11 protein-coding genes are annotated in these 14,058 nt (G+C 73.3%); 7 read left to right on the top strand and 4 right to left on the bottom strand.

All coding sequences use genetic code 11. The features are described 5' to 3' along the window. The first annotated feature begins 2 nt into the window (after positions 1-2). From AMK26_RS15030 to rsgA, 4 genes are all read left to right on the top strand, one after another. Positions 3-704: a response regulator transcription factor gene (locus AMK26_RS15030; protein WP_073755122.1), complete on the top strand. Its 702-nt coding sequence runs from the start codon at positions 3-5 to the stop codon at positions 702-704. Beyond that, positions 697-1,815: a sensor histidine kinase gene (locus tag AMK26_RS15025; RefSeq protein WP_073755121.1), complete on the top strand. Its 1,119-nt coding sequence runs from the start codon at positions 697-699 to the stop codon at positions 1,813-1,815. Before AMK26_RS15030 ends, AMK26_RS15025 begins: the two co-directional genes overlap by 8 nt. A 129-nt stretch (positions 1,816-1,944) precedes the next feature. Further along, entirely contained in the window at positions 1,945-2,508 is a 564-nt protein-coding gene (locus tag AMK26_RS15020; RefSeq protein ID WP_073755120.1) for a DM13 domain-containing protein, read from the top strand. 212 nt (positions 2,509-2,720) lie between these two features. Beyond that, a complete protein-coding gene (gene rsgA, locus AMK26_RS15015; protein ID WP_073755119.1) occupies positions 2,721-3,833 on the top strand; it encodes a ribosome small subunit-dependent GTPase A in 1,113 nt (370 codons plus the stop codon). A 638-nt stretch (positions 3,834-4,471) separates the two neighbouring features. Here rsgA and AMK26_RS15010 read toward each other — a convergent pair. Both AMK26_RS15010 and AMK26_RS15005 read right to left on the bottom strand, forming a co-directional pair. Next, positions 4,472-4,954, bottom strand: coding sequence for a DUF456 domain-containing protein (locus tag AMK26_RS15010; protein WP_073755118.1), 483 nt, complete (start codon positions 4,952-4,954; stop codon positions 4,472-4,474). Between the two features lie 36 nt (positions 4,955-4,990). Continuing rightward, positions 4,991-5,926: a helix-turn-helix domain-containing protein gene (locus AMK26_RS15005; protein WP_073755117.1), complete on the bottom strand. Its 936-nt coding sequence runs from the start codon at positions 5,924-5,926 to the stop codon at positions 4,991-4,993. Positions 5,927-6,189: 263 nt separating this feature from the next. Here AMK26_RS15005 and AMK26_RS15000 point away from each other — a divergent pair, with 263 nt between their 5' ends. Beyond that, positions 6,190-7,392 (top strand): protein phosphatase 2C domain-containing protein, encoded by a 1,203-nt coding sequence (locus AMK26_RS15000; protein WP_073755116.1) that lies wholly within the window; start codon positions 6,190-6,192, stop codon positions 7,390-7,392. A gap of 27 nt (positions 7,393-7,419) precedes the next feature. Continuing rightward, a complete protein-coding gene (locus AMK26_RS14995; protein ID WP_073755115.1) occupies positions 7,420-9,162 on the top strand; it encodes a pyruvate dehydrogenase in 1,743 nt (580 codons plus the stop codon). On the opposite strand, the gene AMK26_RS14990 is transcribed toward AMK26_RS14995, so the two are convergent. Continuing rightward, positions 9,152-12,193 (bottom strand): alpha-mannosidase, encoded by a 3,042-nt coding sequence (locus AMK26_RS14990; RefSeq protein ID WP_073755114.1) that lies wholly within the window; start codon positions 12,191-12,193, stop codon positions 9,152-9,154. The two genes, AMK26_RS14995 and AMK26_RS14990, sit on opposite strands and share 11 nt — an antisense overlap. A gap of 189 nt (positions 12,194-12,382) precedes the next feature. On the opposite strand from AMK26_RS14990, the gene AMK26_RS14985 reads away from it, so the two are divergent. Further along, positions 12,383-12,850, top strand: coding sequence for an ATP-binding protein (locus AMK26_RS14985; RefSeq protein WP_073755113.1), 468 nt, complete (start codon positions 12,383-12,385; stop codon positions 12,848-12,850). A gap of 44 nt (positions 12,851-12,894) precedes the next feature. On the opposite strand, the gene AMK26_RS14980 is transcribed toward AMK26_RS14985, so the two are convergent. Beyond that, positions 12,895-14,037 carry a DUF2637 domain-containing protein gene (locus AMK26_RS14980; RefSeq protein WP_073755112.1) on the bottom strand — a complete coding sequence of 381 codons (1,143 nt, stop codon included), beginning with the start codon at positions 14,035-14,037 and terminating at the stop codon, positions 12,895-12,897. Positions 14,038-14,058: the final 21 nt, after the last annotated feature.

Here is a 14,058-nt window from a genome sequence, read left to right as displayed (position 1 = left end):
GCATGCGGAACATCCTCGTCGTGGACGACGACCCCACGGTCTCCGAGGTCGTCACGGGCTACCTGGAGCGGGCCGGGTTCGCCGTGGACCGGGCGGCCGACGGCCCCGAGGCGCTGCGGCTCGCCGCCGCGCACCGGCCCGACCTCGTCGTCCTCGACCTGATGCTGCCCGGCATGGACGGCCTGGAGGTGTGCCGCACCCTGCGCGGGCAGGGCCCCGTGCCGGTCATCATGCTCACCGCGCGCGGTGACGAGGAGGACCGGATCCTCGGCCTGGAAGTCGGCGCCGACGACTATGTGACCAAGCCGTTCAGCCCGCGTGAACTGGTGCTGCGCGTCGAGTCCGTGCTGCGCCGCAGCGCCGCGCCCCCGGCCGCCGCGCCCGCGCGGGCCGCGGGCATCACCCTCGACCCGGCCGCCCGCCGGGCCACCAAGGACGGCCGGGAACTGTCGCTGACGCTGCGCGAGTTCGACCTGCTCGGCCACCTGATGCGGCACCCCGGCCGGGCCCACAGCAGGGAGGCCCTGATGCGCGAGGTGTGGGGCTGGGAGTTCGGCGACCTGTCGACCGTCACCGTCCATGTGCGGCGGCTGCGCGGCAAGGTCGAGGACGACCCGGCGAACCCCCGGCTGATCCAGACGGTGTGGGGCGTCGGGTACCGCTTCGAGGCGGGGGATTCCGATGACGGAGGCAGTGATGCGTGACCTTCTGCTCATCGCGGGGTACGCCCTCGCCGGGGCGTCCGCCGCGGGGCTCGTCGGCGCCCTGGTGCTGCGCGCCCTGCGCCACAAGTCGGTCGTGGTCTCGCTGACGGTGGTCGCGGCCGTCACGGTGACCGCGATGCTGGCGGGCACCCTCACCGTCTGCAAGGCGATGTTCCTGGAGCCGCACGACTTCTCCGTCGTCACCACGGTCGTCGCCATGGCCGCGGTCGTCTCGCTCGTCACCGCCCTGGTGCTCGGACGCTGGGTCGTCGCCCGCAGCCGCGAACTGACCCTGGCCGCACGGTCCTTCGGCGAGGGTGGCAGCTTCGCCGCCCCGGACGGCGCCTCCACCGCCGAACTGGCCGCGCTCAGCCGCGAACTGGCCGCGACCAGCGCCAAACTGGCCGCGTCACGCGAACGGGAACAGGCCCTCGAGGCCTCCCGGCGCGACCTCGTCGCCTGGATATCGCACGACCTGCGCACGCCGCTCGCCGGAGTACGTGCCATGTCCGAGGCCCTGGAGGACGGTGTCGCGCCCGACCCGCAGCGCTACTTCCGGCAGATCCGCACCGAGATCGACCGGCTCAACGCCATGGTCGGCGACCTCTTCGACCTCTCCCGCATCCATGCCGGTACGCTCGCGCTCACCCCGGCCCGGATATCCGTGTACGACCTGGTCGGCGAGGCCATGGCGGGTGCCGACCCGCTCGCCCGCGAGCTCGGCGTCCGGCTCGTCGGCGAGCGGGTCGACGCCGTGCCGGTCGAGGTGGACGGCCGGGAGATGACCCGGGTGCTGGGCAACCTCCTGGTCAACGCGATCCGCCGGACCCCGCCCGACGGCACGGTCGCCGTCGCCGCCGAGCGCCGCGCCGGTGAGGTGGTCCTGTCCGTCACCGACGGCTGCGGCGGCATCCCGGAGGGCGACCTGCCCCGCGTGTTCGACACCGGCTGGCGCGGCACGGCCGCCAGAACCCCGCCCGCCGGCGCCGGGCTCGGCCTCGCCATCGTGCGCGGCATCGTCGAGGCGCACCAGGGCCACACGGGGGTGCGCAACGTCCAGGGCGGCTGCCGCTTCGAGGTGACGCTGCCGGCGGCGCCGGGCCCGGCGTAAGACTTTCGTCACCGGATCGCGGGCCTCAGCAGGGCTTTTCCCGCGTTGAATGGGATGCAGGACAGATGCGGGACGGATGCAGGACATGCGGGATTCGAGGAGGCAGTCGTGACACGCGTAAGACGTCTGATGACCAGCAAGGTGGTGATCGGCGCCCTGGTGCTCGTCCTGGTGGCGGTGGGCTTCGGGCTCTACTGGTTCCAGCCGTGGAAGCTGTGGGCGGACCAAACGGTGAGCGAGGCGGTCCCGCCGGCGGCCCCCTCCACGACGTCCACGGCCCTAACCGACCCCTCGGGCGACCCGTCGACGGCGCCGTCCGAACCCGCCGCGCCCGCCGGGCCGCAGACGCTCGCCACCGGCACCCTGATCAGCCACGAGCACAGCACCACGGGCACCGTGCGGGTGGTGAAGCTCGCCGACGGGTCCCGGATCCTCCGGATCGAGAACCTCGACACCAGCAACGGCCCCGACCTCAAGGTCTGGGTCACCGACGCCCCCGTACGGGAGGGCAAGGCCGGCTGGCACGTCTTCGACGACGGCGCCTACCTCAGCCTCGGCGACCTCAAGGGCAACAAGGGCGACCAGAACTACGCGCTGCCCGCCGAGTTCGACCCGAAGAAGTACACCAGCGTCAGCATCTGGTGCGACCGCTTCGACGTCTCCTTCGGCGCCGCGACGCTCAAGGCGGTGTAGCCGAAAAACCCTTGGCGCGCGGCGGGGCCGTCCGACTAAGGTGAAGGAGTTCCGCACAACTGCGAGCGCATGACCAGGAGGTGTGACCGATGGCTGTCGTTGCGATGGGCGCTGCCCACATCCAGACGTTGCTTCACTCCACCTCCGTGGTCACCGGCTGACACATCGCCCACAGCGGGCGCCGCCCGGGGCCACCCTTCGAAGGGCCCCCCTTGTCTCTCGCTTCACCTTCGTCTTTTTCGTCTTTCTCGAACGCCCTCACCCCGTACGGCTGGGACAGCCGGTGGGAGGCCGAGTTCGCCCGGTACGCCGACCAAGGACTGGTTCCGGGACGGGTCGTACGGGTGGACCGCGGCCAGTGCGACATCGTCACCCCGGACGGCGTCGTCCGCGGTGACACCGCGTTCGTCACCCCGCACGACCCCCTGCGGGTCATCTGCACCGGCGACTGGGCCGCCGTCGAGACCGACGGCAACCCCCGGTACGTACGCGCGTATCTGCCGCGCCGCACCGCCTTCGTACGCTCCACCTCCTCCACCCGCTCCGAGGGGCAGATCCTCGCCGCCAACGTCGACCACGCGATCATCGCCGTCCCGCTCTCCGTCGAGCTGGACCTCGGCCGCGTCGAACGGTTCCTCGCGCTCGCGTGGGAATCGGGCGCGCAGCCGCTCGTCGCCCTGACGAAGGCGGACGTGGTGCCCGACCCGGTCGGCCTGTCGTACCTGGTACAGGACGTCGAGGCCGCCGCGCCGGGAGTGCGGGTGCTGCCGGTGAGCGCCGTCGGCGGCGAGGGCGTCGACGCGCTCGCCGCCGTCGTCGCGGGCGGCACGAGCGTGCTGCTCGGCACCTCGGGAGCCGGCAAGTCGACCCTCGCCAACGCCCTGCTCGGCGAGGACGTCATGGCCGTGCAGGCCACCCGCGAGGTCGACGGCAAGGGCCGGCACACCACGACCACCCGCAACCTCCTCGCCCTGCCCGGCGGCGGCGTCCTCATCGACACGCCGGGGCTGCGGGGCGTCGGCCTGTGGGACGCCGAGTCCGGCGTCGGGCAGGTCTTCTCGGAGATCGAGGAACTGGCGGAGCAGTGCCGCTTCCACGACTGCGCCCACCTGACGGAACCGGGCTGCGCGGTGCTCGCCGCCATCGAGGACGGCGCGCTGGCCGGGCGCCGGCTCGACAGCTACCGCAAGCTGCTGCGCGAGAACCAGCGGATCGTCGCGAAGACCGACGCCCGGCTGCGGTCCGAGATCCTCAAGGACTGGAAGCGCAAGTCCGCGGCGGGCCGCGAGGCCCTGCGAACCAAACGCGGCGACCGCCCCCGCTGACGCCTCACCCCCGGGGGGCTCCCGTTGTGGCGCGTCCCCATCCGTGCCCGCCGGCCCCGCCCCGAGGGCCTTTGCCCGGTGCCGGCTCCCTCCCGCGCTGTGGGCCTCCGTCCCGCTGGTCGGCTCTCCCCCGTTGTGGGCAGTCGTCAGACGCCCGTCAACCCGTTGTGGGCAGTCGTCCGGCGCCCGCCACCCCGTGGTGGGCAGTCGTCCCGCTGGGCGGTGCCTCCCTCCCTCCGCCCCCGTTGTGGGCAGTCGTCCCGCTGGGGCGATGGGGGTCCGCCCTGCTCGAGCGAAGCCGAGAGCTTGGGGGAGGGTGGGCACAACGGGACGGGGCGGTGCCCTTGCGGCGGCTCCTCCCGGGGCGGTGCCCGTTCCCGGTTCGCCCCGGTGCCGTGCGGGTCGGTGGCCTGCCGGGGCGTGGGGGGCGTGGGGGGCGTGGCCCCTCCGGGCTCACCTCCTCGAGGCCGGCGGCCTCAGGTACGGGCAAGGGAGCCGTCACGGAGCCGCCAGCCTCTGCGGGGGCGACCCTGCACGGCCCCACCCCGGCCGGTGGCGATCTGCGGGCCGGAGGGATGGGGCACGGCCACGCCCCGGGACGGTGGGCGATCAGGCCGGGCCCGCCCAGGGAGCGCAGGTCAGCCGCCGAGCACCGCTCCCATCCACGCGCCGACGATCATCAGGCACGCGAACAGCTCCACCAGCACGCTCGTCCCGATCGCCCGCATCACGGTCCGGGTGGACGTCATGGCGGGGCGGTGACCACCCAGGCGGAGCCGCTCGCAGAGGTAGATGCCGCCGACGTACCCCGGTACGGCTCCGACGACGGGCAGCAGGATGAACCCGAGCAGCGCGCCGACCCCGGCGTACGCCACCATCCGCCGGCTCACCCCGACGCCCCGCAGCCGGCGCGGTGGGAGCTGCCACAGGACGGCCTGCGTCACCAGCAGCAGCGCGGTGGAGCCGACGAGCAGCCACCAGGCCAGACCGGTCTGCACGTGCAGCGACCACCACATCACTGCGGCCCACACCAGCCACGCGCCCGGTACGCCCGGTACGAGCACGCCGAACAGTCCGAGCAGCATCACCAGCCCCGCCAGGAGGAGCTGCCACGCACCCATGTGGCCAGCCTGCCGGACCGCTCGGGCTCCCGCAGTTCAGGCGCGGGTCACCCAGCCGCGGGCGTGGGCGTGCCAGCCCAGTTGGAGGCGGGTCGTGACGCCCGCCAGTTCCATCAGGCCCTTCACGCGGCGCTGGACCGTTCGGAGGCCCAGGTCCAGCTGCTTGGCCACGCTCGCGTCCGTCAGGCCCGCCAGCAGGAGCGACAGGATCTCCAGGTCCGTGGCGTCCGGGGCGGGCCCTTCCTCTTCCGTGACCGTGCCCTCCGGTCCCAGGCGCAGCGGCAGCGCCTCCCGCCACACCGCCTCGAACAGGGCCGTCAGCGACTCCAGCAGCGCGCTCGCGTGCACCACCAGCGCGGCCGGTTCCGCGCCGGTCAGCGGCACCATCGCCAGCGCCCGGTCGGCGAGGAGCAGCCGCGTCGGCAGCCGGTCGGCCACCCGGATTGGTTGGCCGTGCCCGAGGGCCGCCGACAGCTCGGCGACCCGCGTCAGCGCCTCCCGCTCCACCACCACCCGGTACGCCACCCCGCGCTCTGGCACGGTGACCGGTCCGTCGGGGACGAGCGCGCACACCTCCTCCGTCGCGCCCAGCTGGAGCTGACGCAGCCGGTGCGCCACCGCGGCGGCGCCGGTCACCACCTCCACCAGGTCGTGCGCGGACCGCTCCGCCGCCTCCGCCCGGTACTCCCGCGCCAGCGCCGCCGCCGCCCGCTCGGCCTGTTCGAGGCCGTGCCGCTGCCGCGTCAGCAGCGCGCCCAGCGCCACGGACGGAGGCGCCGCCACCCACCGCCCGGCGCGCGCCGACGACCGGGCGGCGAGCCCGTGCGACTCCAGCCGCCGCAGTGCCCGTTCGGTGTCCGCTTCCGGCAGCGCCAGCCGGTGCGCGAGGTCCGCGACCTCGGCCGCGCCCAGCGCGACGAGCGCGCGGTACGCCGACTCCTCACGCTCGTCGAGCCCTATCGCCGCCAGCACCCCTGAGCCCCCAACTCTCACTCCGTGGACATTCCGTTCATGATTCGACGAAAGCGATTACTCTCGAAACCTGCCCATCCTCTTCCCCCGGTACGACCTACCGGCGGGTGGGATGAAGACCCCCGGACCGTGGTCCGCGCGTACGACGTGCGTCGACCACGCCGGTCCGCCGGGCGTCCTTCCCGTGGGGGGTGGGGCCGCCCGGCGGACCACTTTTCCACATGCCCGTTTTCGTACGGCCCGCGCGGTCGACAATTAAGGGCATGAGCCCACAGGGGGATACGCCCACCACCGGCGAGGACGACTGGTGGGAGAGGCTGTACGACGACACCGCGCCGGACACGGCCCCGTCCGCGTCGGGCGACACCCTGGACGACCGCTTCGACTCGGCGTCCGGCACCGTCGCGGCCGGTCCGCCCGGCCGGAGCCGCGCCCCCTGGGAGCCCAAGGACCCGGCGGAGGGGCCGCGTACGTTCCGCCTGCCGCGTCCCCGTGTCGAGTACGTCGGTGACGGGCCGCCCACCTACGAGCCCGAGCCCACCGCGCTCCCGGAGGCGCGGGCGCACGGCTTGGCCGAGCTCGTCGCCGACACCGTCCTGGACGGGGCGCGGTACGGGACGTACACGCTGCGCGCCGCGTCCGTGCGCGGCGACTCCGCGCGCTACCGGGGCGAGCCGCGCCGCGACGCGCTGCTCACCGCCCGCTTCGGCACCGGCGAGGCCGCGCTCGTCCTGGTCGCCGTCGCCACCGGGGCCCGCGGCACCGAGGGCGCCCACCTCGCCGCCGCCGACGCGTGCCGCTGGATCGCCGAAGCCGTCGGGCGCAGTCACGCGCGGCTCGCCGAGGACATCCGCGCCGGCCGCCGCGGCGACCTCAAGTCCGGCCTGCACCGGCTCACCGACCGCTCCTACGGCAAGCTGCGCGCCCGCGCCGCCGACCTGGGCGTGGCGCCCGGGGAGTACACCGCCGGGCTGCGCTGCCTGCTGCTGACGGCCGATCCCGGTTGCCGTACCCGGGTGTTCTTCGGTGTCGGGGACGGCGGGCTGTTCCGCCTCCGGGACGGGGCCTGGCAGGACATCGAGCCGCAGCTGCGCGAACCGGCCGCGACCGGCGGAGAGCCCGTGATGGGCTATGGCTCGCCGCCGGCCGAGACCGAGCAGGGTGACCGGCTGACCATGGACCTGGGCATCACCACGCCCCCGTCCCCGTACGTCGAGCCGCCCGCCCCGCCGCCCGCCGAACCGTTCCGCTTCCGGGCCTCCGTCGCCCGGCCCGGTGACATCCTGCTGCTCGCCGGGCCCGGTCTCGCCGAGCCGCTGCGCGGCGAGCCCGCCCTCGCGAAGGAGCTGGCCGAGCGCTGGGGGACGGGGGAGCCGCCGGGCCTCGCGCAGTTCCTGGCGGACAGCGGGCTGCGGGTGAAGGGGTACGCCGATGACCGTACGAGCGTGGGCGTCTGGGAGGCGTAACGGCGTGCGTCGTGCGTGGATGGACGCATGGCCAAACAGAATGTGGCAGAACAGTTCGTCGACATCCTGGCCCGCGCCGGTGTGCAGCGGCTGTACGGGGTCGTCGGCGACAGCCTGAACCCGGTCGTCGACGCCATCCGCCGTACCCCCGGAGTGGAGTGGATCCAGGTCCGGCACGAGGAGACGGCCGCGTTCGCCGCCGGGGCCGAGGCGCAGATCACCGGCAGGCTCGCGGCCTGCGCCGGATCGTGCGGCCCCGGCAACCTCCACCTCATCAACGGCCTCTACGACGCCCACCGCTCGATGGCCCCCGTCCTCGCCCTCGCCTCCCACATCCCGTCGGGCGAGATCGGGCTCGGCTACTTCCAGGAGACCCACCCCGACCGGCTGTTCCAGGAGTGCAGCCACTACAGCGAACTCGTCTCCAGCCCCCAGCAGATGCCCCGGCTGCTCCAGACGGCCATTCAGCACGCCGTCGGCCGCAGCGGTGTCAGCGTGGTGTCGCTGCCCGGTGACATCGCCGCCCAGCAGGCGCCGGAGAAGGCGGTGGAGCACGCGCTCGTCACCTCGCGCCCGACGGTGCGCCCCGGTGACGCCGAGATCGACGCCCTGGTCCGGCTGATCGACGACGCCGACAAGGTCACGCTGTTCTGCGGCAGCGGCACCAAGGGCGCGCACCCGGAGGTCATGCAGTTCGCGGAGCGGATCAAGGCACCGATCGGGCACGCCCTGCGTGGCAAGGAATGGATCCAGTACGACAATCCGTACGACGTGGGGATGAGCGGGCTCCTCGGTTACGGCGCCGCCTACGAGGCCACCCACGAGTGCGACCTGCTGATCCTGCTGGGCACCGACTTCCCGTACAACGCCTTCCTGCCCGACGACGTGAAGATCGTCCAGGTGGACGTGCGGCCCGAGCACCTCGGCCGCCGCTCCAAGCTGGATCTGGCGGTGTGGGGCGATGTGCGCGAGACGCTGCGCTGTCTCACCCCGCGCGTGCGCGCCAAGACGGACCGGAAGTTCCTCGACACGATGCTGAAGAAGCACGCCGACGCGCTGGAGGGGGTCGTCAAGGCGTACACGCGGAAGGTCGAGAAGCACGTTCCGATCCATCCCGAGTACGTGGCGTCCGTGCTCGACGAGATCGCCGACGACGACGCGATCTTCACCGTCGACACGGGGATGTGCAATGTGTGGGCGGCCCGCTACCTCACCCCCAACGGGCGGCGCCGGATCATCGGTTCGTTCAGCCACGGCTCGATGGCCAACGCCCTGCCGCAGGCGATCGGCGCCCAGTTCACCGACCGCAGGCGGCAGGTCGTCTCCATGTCGGGCGACGGCGGGTTCTCCATGCTGATGGGGGACTTCCTGAGCCTGGTGCAGCACGACCTGCCGGTGAAGGTGGTGCTGTTCGACAACTCCTCGCTGGGGATGGTCGAGCTGGAGATGATGGTGGCGGGTCTGCCGTCGTACGGAACCGCCAACCACAACCCCGACTTCGCGGCCGTCGCCCGCGCCGCCGGCGCGTACGGCGTACGGGTGGAGAAGCCCAAGGAACTCGCGGGCGCGCTCAAGGACGCCTTCAGGCACAAGGGCCCGGCGCTCGTCGACGTCGTCACCGACCCCAACGCGCTGTCCATCCCGCCGAAGATCAAGGCGGAGATGGTGACCGGCTTCGCGCTGTCCGCCGGCAAGATCGTGCTGGACGGGGGAGTGGGCCGGATGCTCCAGATGGCCCGCTCCAACCTGCGGAACGTCCCTAGGCCCTGACCAGGCGCAGGGTGAGGATCTGGAACGGCCGCAGGTCGAGTACGAGGTCCCGGGGTGCCTCGTGCAGCGGCCGCTCCAGCAGGTCGGTGACGAGCGCGCGGGCGACCGGGAACCCGGCCCGCAGCGTCGCCCGCGCGCGCGTCCCGCACGACTCGTAGAGCCGTACGATCACGTCCCCGCCGCGGTCCTCGGCGAGCTTGACCGACTCGACGGTCACCGCCGGATTGCCCGTGTCGACGAGCGGCGCCAGCTCGGGGGCGGGCGCGATCCGCAGCGGCAGGTTCAGCGCGAGACCCTCGCGTACGGCGTCGGCGGTGGAGCAGCCGGGCAGCAGCGCGTACCGGAAGCGGTGCCGGCCCAGGTCGGTCTCGGGGTCCGGGCAGTGCGGGGCGCGCAGCAGCGTCAGCCGCACGGTGGTGCCCAGGCCGTCGGGGTGCGGGGCGCGGGTGACGTCGTGCCCGTACGTCGAGTCGTTGAGGACGGCCACCCCGTACCCCGGCTCGGCCACCCGCAACCAGCGGTGCGCGCAGATCTCGAACCGGGCCGCGTCCCAGCCCGTGTTGGTGTGGGGCGGCCGGTGGACGTGCCCGAACTGGATTTCGGCCGACGACCGTTCCGCGTGCACGTCCAGCGGGAAGGCGGCCTTGAGGACCTTCTCGGACTCCTGCCAGTCGATGTCGGTGGTGATGTCGACGCGCCGGCTTCCGGCGGCCAGCCCGATCTCCTGGGTGATGCGGGACGCGTGGAAGGTCCGTACGACCCGCACCGCCGCGCGCAGCGGCCCGTCCGCGACCGGTTCCACCGACGCGGCGGCCGTGAGGTCCGTACGGGTACGCCGGTAGTGCCGGTCGATGTCCCAGGCGTCCCACTGGTTGGGGTGATCGGGATGGAGCTGGAGCAGGTTGCCCCGCGCACCCGGCGCCAGCACCTCGCGCCCCGCGTCCAGGTCCCGTACCGAGGTGAGCGTCCCGTCCGCCGCGTCGACCACGACCCGCAACAGCCCGTTGTCCAGGACGATGCCCTCGTCCGCGCGCCGGACGGCGACCTCCCGCATATCGGCCGTGGCCGCGTCGAGCGGCACGGCACCCAGCGGCGGCACCCGTACCGCCGCAAGGCCGCCGTCCGTCTCGACGACCTCCTCGCGTGCGTACGGCGAGGCGTTGAGCACCGCGGGCCCGGAACCGTCCAGCGCCGCCACCGCGTCCGCGATCAGCTCCTGGAGTTCCTCCCGCACGCGCGCGTAGGTGTCCCGCGCCTCCCGGTGCACCCACGCGATCGACGAGCCCGGCAGGATGTCGTGGAACTGGTGCAGCAGCACCGTCTTCCAGATCCGGTCCAGGTCCTCGTACGGATAGCGGTACGCGGGCGAGCGCAGCGCCGCCGCCGTCGCCCACAGCTCCGTCTCGCGCAGCAGGTGCTCGCTGCGCCGGTTGCCCTGCTTGGTCTTCGCCTGGGTGGTGTACGTGGCGCGGTGCAGCTCCAGGTACAGCTCGCCCGACCACACCGGGGCCTGCTCCCCGTACTCCTCCTCCGCCGCCGCGAAGAACGCCGCCGGTTTCTCGACCGTCACCCGGGGCGAGCCCTCCAGGTCCCGCACCCGGCGCGCCTTCTCCAGCATCTCCCGGGTGGGTCCGCCACCGCCGTCGCCCCACCCGAACGGGACGAGGGAGCGGGTGGCGCGGCCCTTGTCGGCGAAGTTCCGCTCCGCTCGGGCCAGTTCCCGGCCATGGATGCGCGAGTTGTACGTGTCGACGGGCGGGAAGTGCGTGAAGACGCGGGTGCCGTCGATGCCCTCCCACCAGAACGTGTGGTGCGGCATCCGGTTGGACTGGTTCCACGACAGCTTCTGCGTGAGGAACCACCGTACGCCCGCCAGTTTCGCCAGCTGCGGGAACGCCGCCGTGTAGCCGAAGGAGTCCGGCAGCCAGATCTCCTCCGTCTCCACCCCCAGCTCCTCGGCGAAGAACCGCTTGCCGTGCACCAGCTGCCGCGCCAGCGCCTCACCGCCCGGCATATTGGCGTCCGACTCCACCCACATGGAACCGACCGGCGCCCAGGTGCCCTGCTGGACGGCCTTTTTGATGCGTTGCCAGATGTGCGGCTGGTGGTCGCGCACCCAGGCGTACTGCTGCGCCTGCGAGCACGCGAACACCAGCTCCGGGTACTCCTCCGCGAGGGCCGTGACATTGGCGAACGTCCGCGACGCCTTGCGTACCGTCTCGCGCAGCGGCCACAGCCACGCCGAGTCGATGTGGGCGTGCCCCGTCGCCGAGATCCGGTGCGCGCTCGCCGGTGCGGGCCGTGCCAGCGCGTCCGCCAGCCGGGCCCGGGCGGCCGTCGCCGTACCGGACACGTCGTGCAGGTCGAGCACGTCGAGCATGTCCTCCAGGGCACGGAGGATCTCGTGCCGCCGCGACCGGTCGGCCGGCAGTTCACGCATCAGCTCGTCCAGCACCTCGATGTCCAGGAGCAGGTGCCACACCTCCTCGTCCAGGACGGCCAGTTCGGCGGAGGCGAACCGGTACAGCGGCCGGTCCCCGGCGGTGAGGACGTCCCCGAGGCGGGTCGGACGGAAGTCGCGCAGGACGGCGGGGTTCGCCGCCGCCTCCAGGAGGAGGTCCACCGGCTCGCCCCCGTGTGCGGGCGCCCCCACCGGGATGTGGCGGTTCTGCGGGTGGATGCCCTTCAGCGGGACGCCCCCGGCGTCGTACACCAGCCCCTCCGCCTGGAACCCCGGCCCGTCGCCGGTGAAGCCCGGGTCGATCACCGCCTCCACCCGGCGCCCGGCCCAGCCGTCCGGCACGGTGCCGCGCAGCCGGAACCAGGTGGTGGACCAGGGCGAGCCCCACGCGGTGCCGGGCGCGAACGGCTCGTACGCGGCCCTCAGCGCCTCGGAGACGGGCCGGGGCTCTCCCGGGGCGTGCCAGGCGGTCAGCGTGAGCGGGACCCGGGCCGCGTACTGCGCGGGGCGCACGAACTGGCGCACGGCGCGTTCGAGGCGCCCTTCCACCAGGTGGCGGTCGTCATGCATCGCGGCTCCTCCTCCGCTCGGTCGCCGCGCGGTGTCCGCTCCACGCGGCCTGCCGGAGACTTACCCCGATGCGCCCCCCGGGCGCCCCCCGGACCGGTGAATCGAAGGCGTGACGGCGCGTAGGCGGGGGCATGCATCCCGTGAACCTGTTCGAGGGGAAGGGCCGACGACGTGCGTGTGGGGGAGACGATGGGACGTCAGGGAGGGGCTGGACCCGTAACGGACGGGCGGGTTCCCGGAATTGAACGGCACGGGAAGATCACACAGTGGCGCCGGCACGTGGGGTGCGCCGACCTGGCGGCGGTGCCGGAGGTGCGGCGGGCCCTGCGCGAGCTGCTGCGGCACTGGGGCCAGCCGGGTACGGCGGACGTCGCGGAGCTGCTCGCCAGCGAGCTGGTCACCAACGCGCTGATACACACCGAGCACGGCGCGGTGGTCACGGCCACCATGACCCCGGCGACGTTACGGGTGGAGGTACGGGACTTTGACACCGCCCTGCCGACCCCGTACGCCCCGGCCTGCGACGACGGTACGCACGGCAGAGGCCTCGTCCTGGTGCAGGCCCTGGCCGACGCGTGGGGCGTGCTCACGCACGGCGTGGGGAAGGTCGTCTGGTTCGAGCTGTCCGGGGCTCCCGCCGCGCCCGCCCGGGTGTAGGGGAGGGGCCCGTCCGGCCGGCGGGCCCCTCCTCTTCTGAACGGTCAGCCGAACTGCTGCTCCAGATCCTTGAGTTTGCGCTCCAGCGAGTCCAGCCGGGGCAGCGTCTGAGTGTCGTCCTCGGCGGTGAGGTCGACCGTGCGGTAGTCGGCCGTGCGGAGGTCGCCCGTGCGGGGCGGATCAGTGCCCTTCACGGCCTGGAGGGAGGGCCGGGAACGGGACGGCAGGGCTCCTCGGTCGGATATGGCGGGCTCCGCGACGGACGCCCCGACGGCGGCCGGGGCGGAACCCCCCACGGAGTTCCCGGGGCTCCCCGAGTTCATGGCCTGGACGTCGACCTGCGCGGCGTTCATCGTCCGGACGTCGACCTGGCGTCCGCCGCCACGCCCGAGCCCCCAGGCCCGGTGCTGGCGGTTGAACGCCTTCAGGCGGGCCCGCTCCATCTTCTGGTGCTCGCGCTGCCGCTGCCGGGCCTGCTCCTTCTGCCGCCGGTCCTCGCGCACCTCGTCGACCGCCTCGTCCAGGGTGCGTACGCCCTCCAGGAGCATCAGCGACCAGGCGCCGAACGTCTCGCGGGGCGCCCTCAGCCACCGTACGATCCGGATCTGCGGCAGCGGCCGGGGCACCAGGCCCTGCTCCCGCAGTGCGGAGCGGCGGGTCTGCTTCAGCGCCCGGTCGAACAGCACGGCCGCCGACAGCGACATGCCCGCGAAGAAGTGGGGGGCGCCCGCGTGGCCGATGCCGCGCGGCGCGTGGACCCAGTTGAACCAGGCGGCCGCGCCCGCGAACGTCCACACCAGCAGGCGCGAGCCGAGCGCCGCGTCACCGTGGCTGGCCTCGCGCACCGCGAGGACCGAGCAGAACATGGCGGCGCCGTCGAGGCCGAAGGGGACCAGGTACTCCCAGCCGCCGGAGAGGTTCAGGTTCTGCCGGCCGAAGCCGACCAGACCGTGGAAGGAGAGTGCGGCGGCGACCGCCGCGCAGCAGAAGAGGAGGAGGTAGGAGGCGGTGCCGTAGACCGCTTCCTTGCGGCGGCGGCGTTCCTCGCTGCGTTCCCAGGTGTCCTCGGCCGCGGCCTTCTCGCCGGCGCGCTTGCCGCGTGTGAGCACCGCCACCGCCGCCAGGACTCCCACCAGCATCACGCCGCCCGGAAGCAGCCAGTCCAGCGATATGTCGGTCAGTCTCATGCGGTGTCCCTTGCATCGCTC

It is taken from the genome of Streptomyces sp. CB03234 (genome assembly GCF_001905885.1).
Classification (GTDB): domain Bacteria; phylum Actinomycetota; class Actinomycetes; order Streptomycetales; family Streptomycetaceae; genus Streptomyces.
The sequence above is the reverse complement of the archived record's forward strand: the minus strand, read 5'-3'. Positions and strand labels throughout refer to the sequence as shown.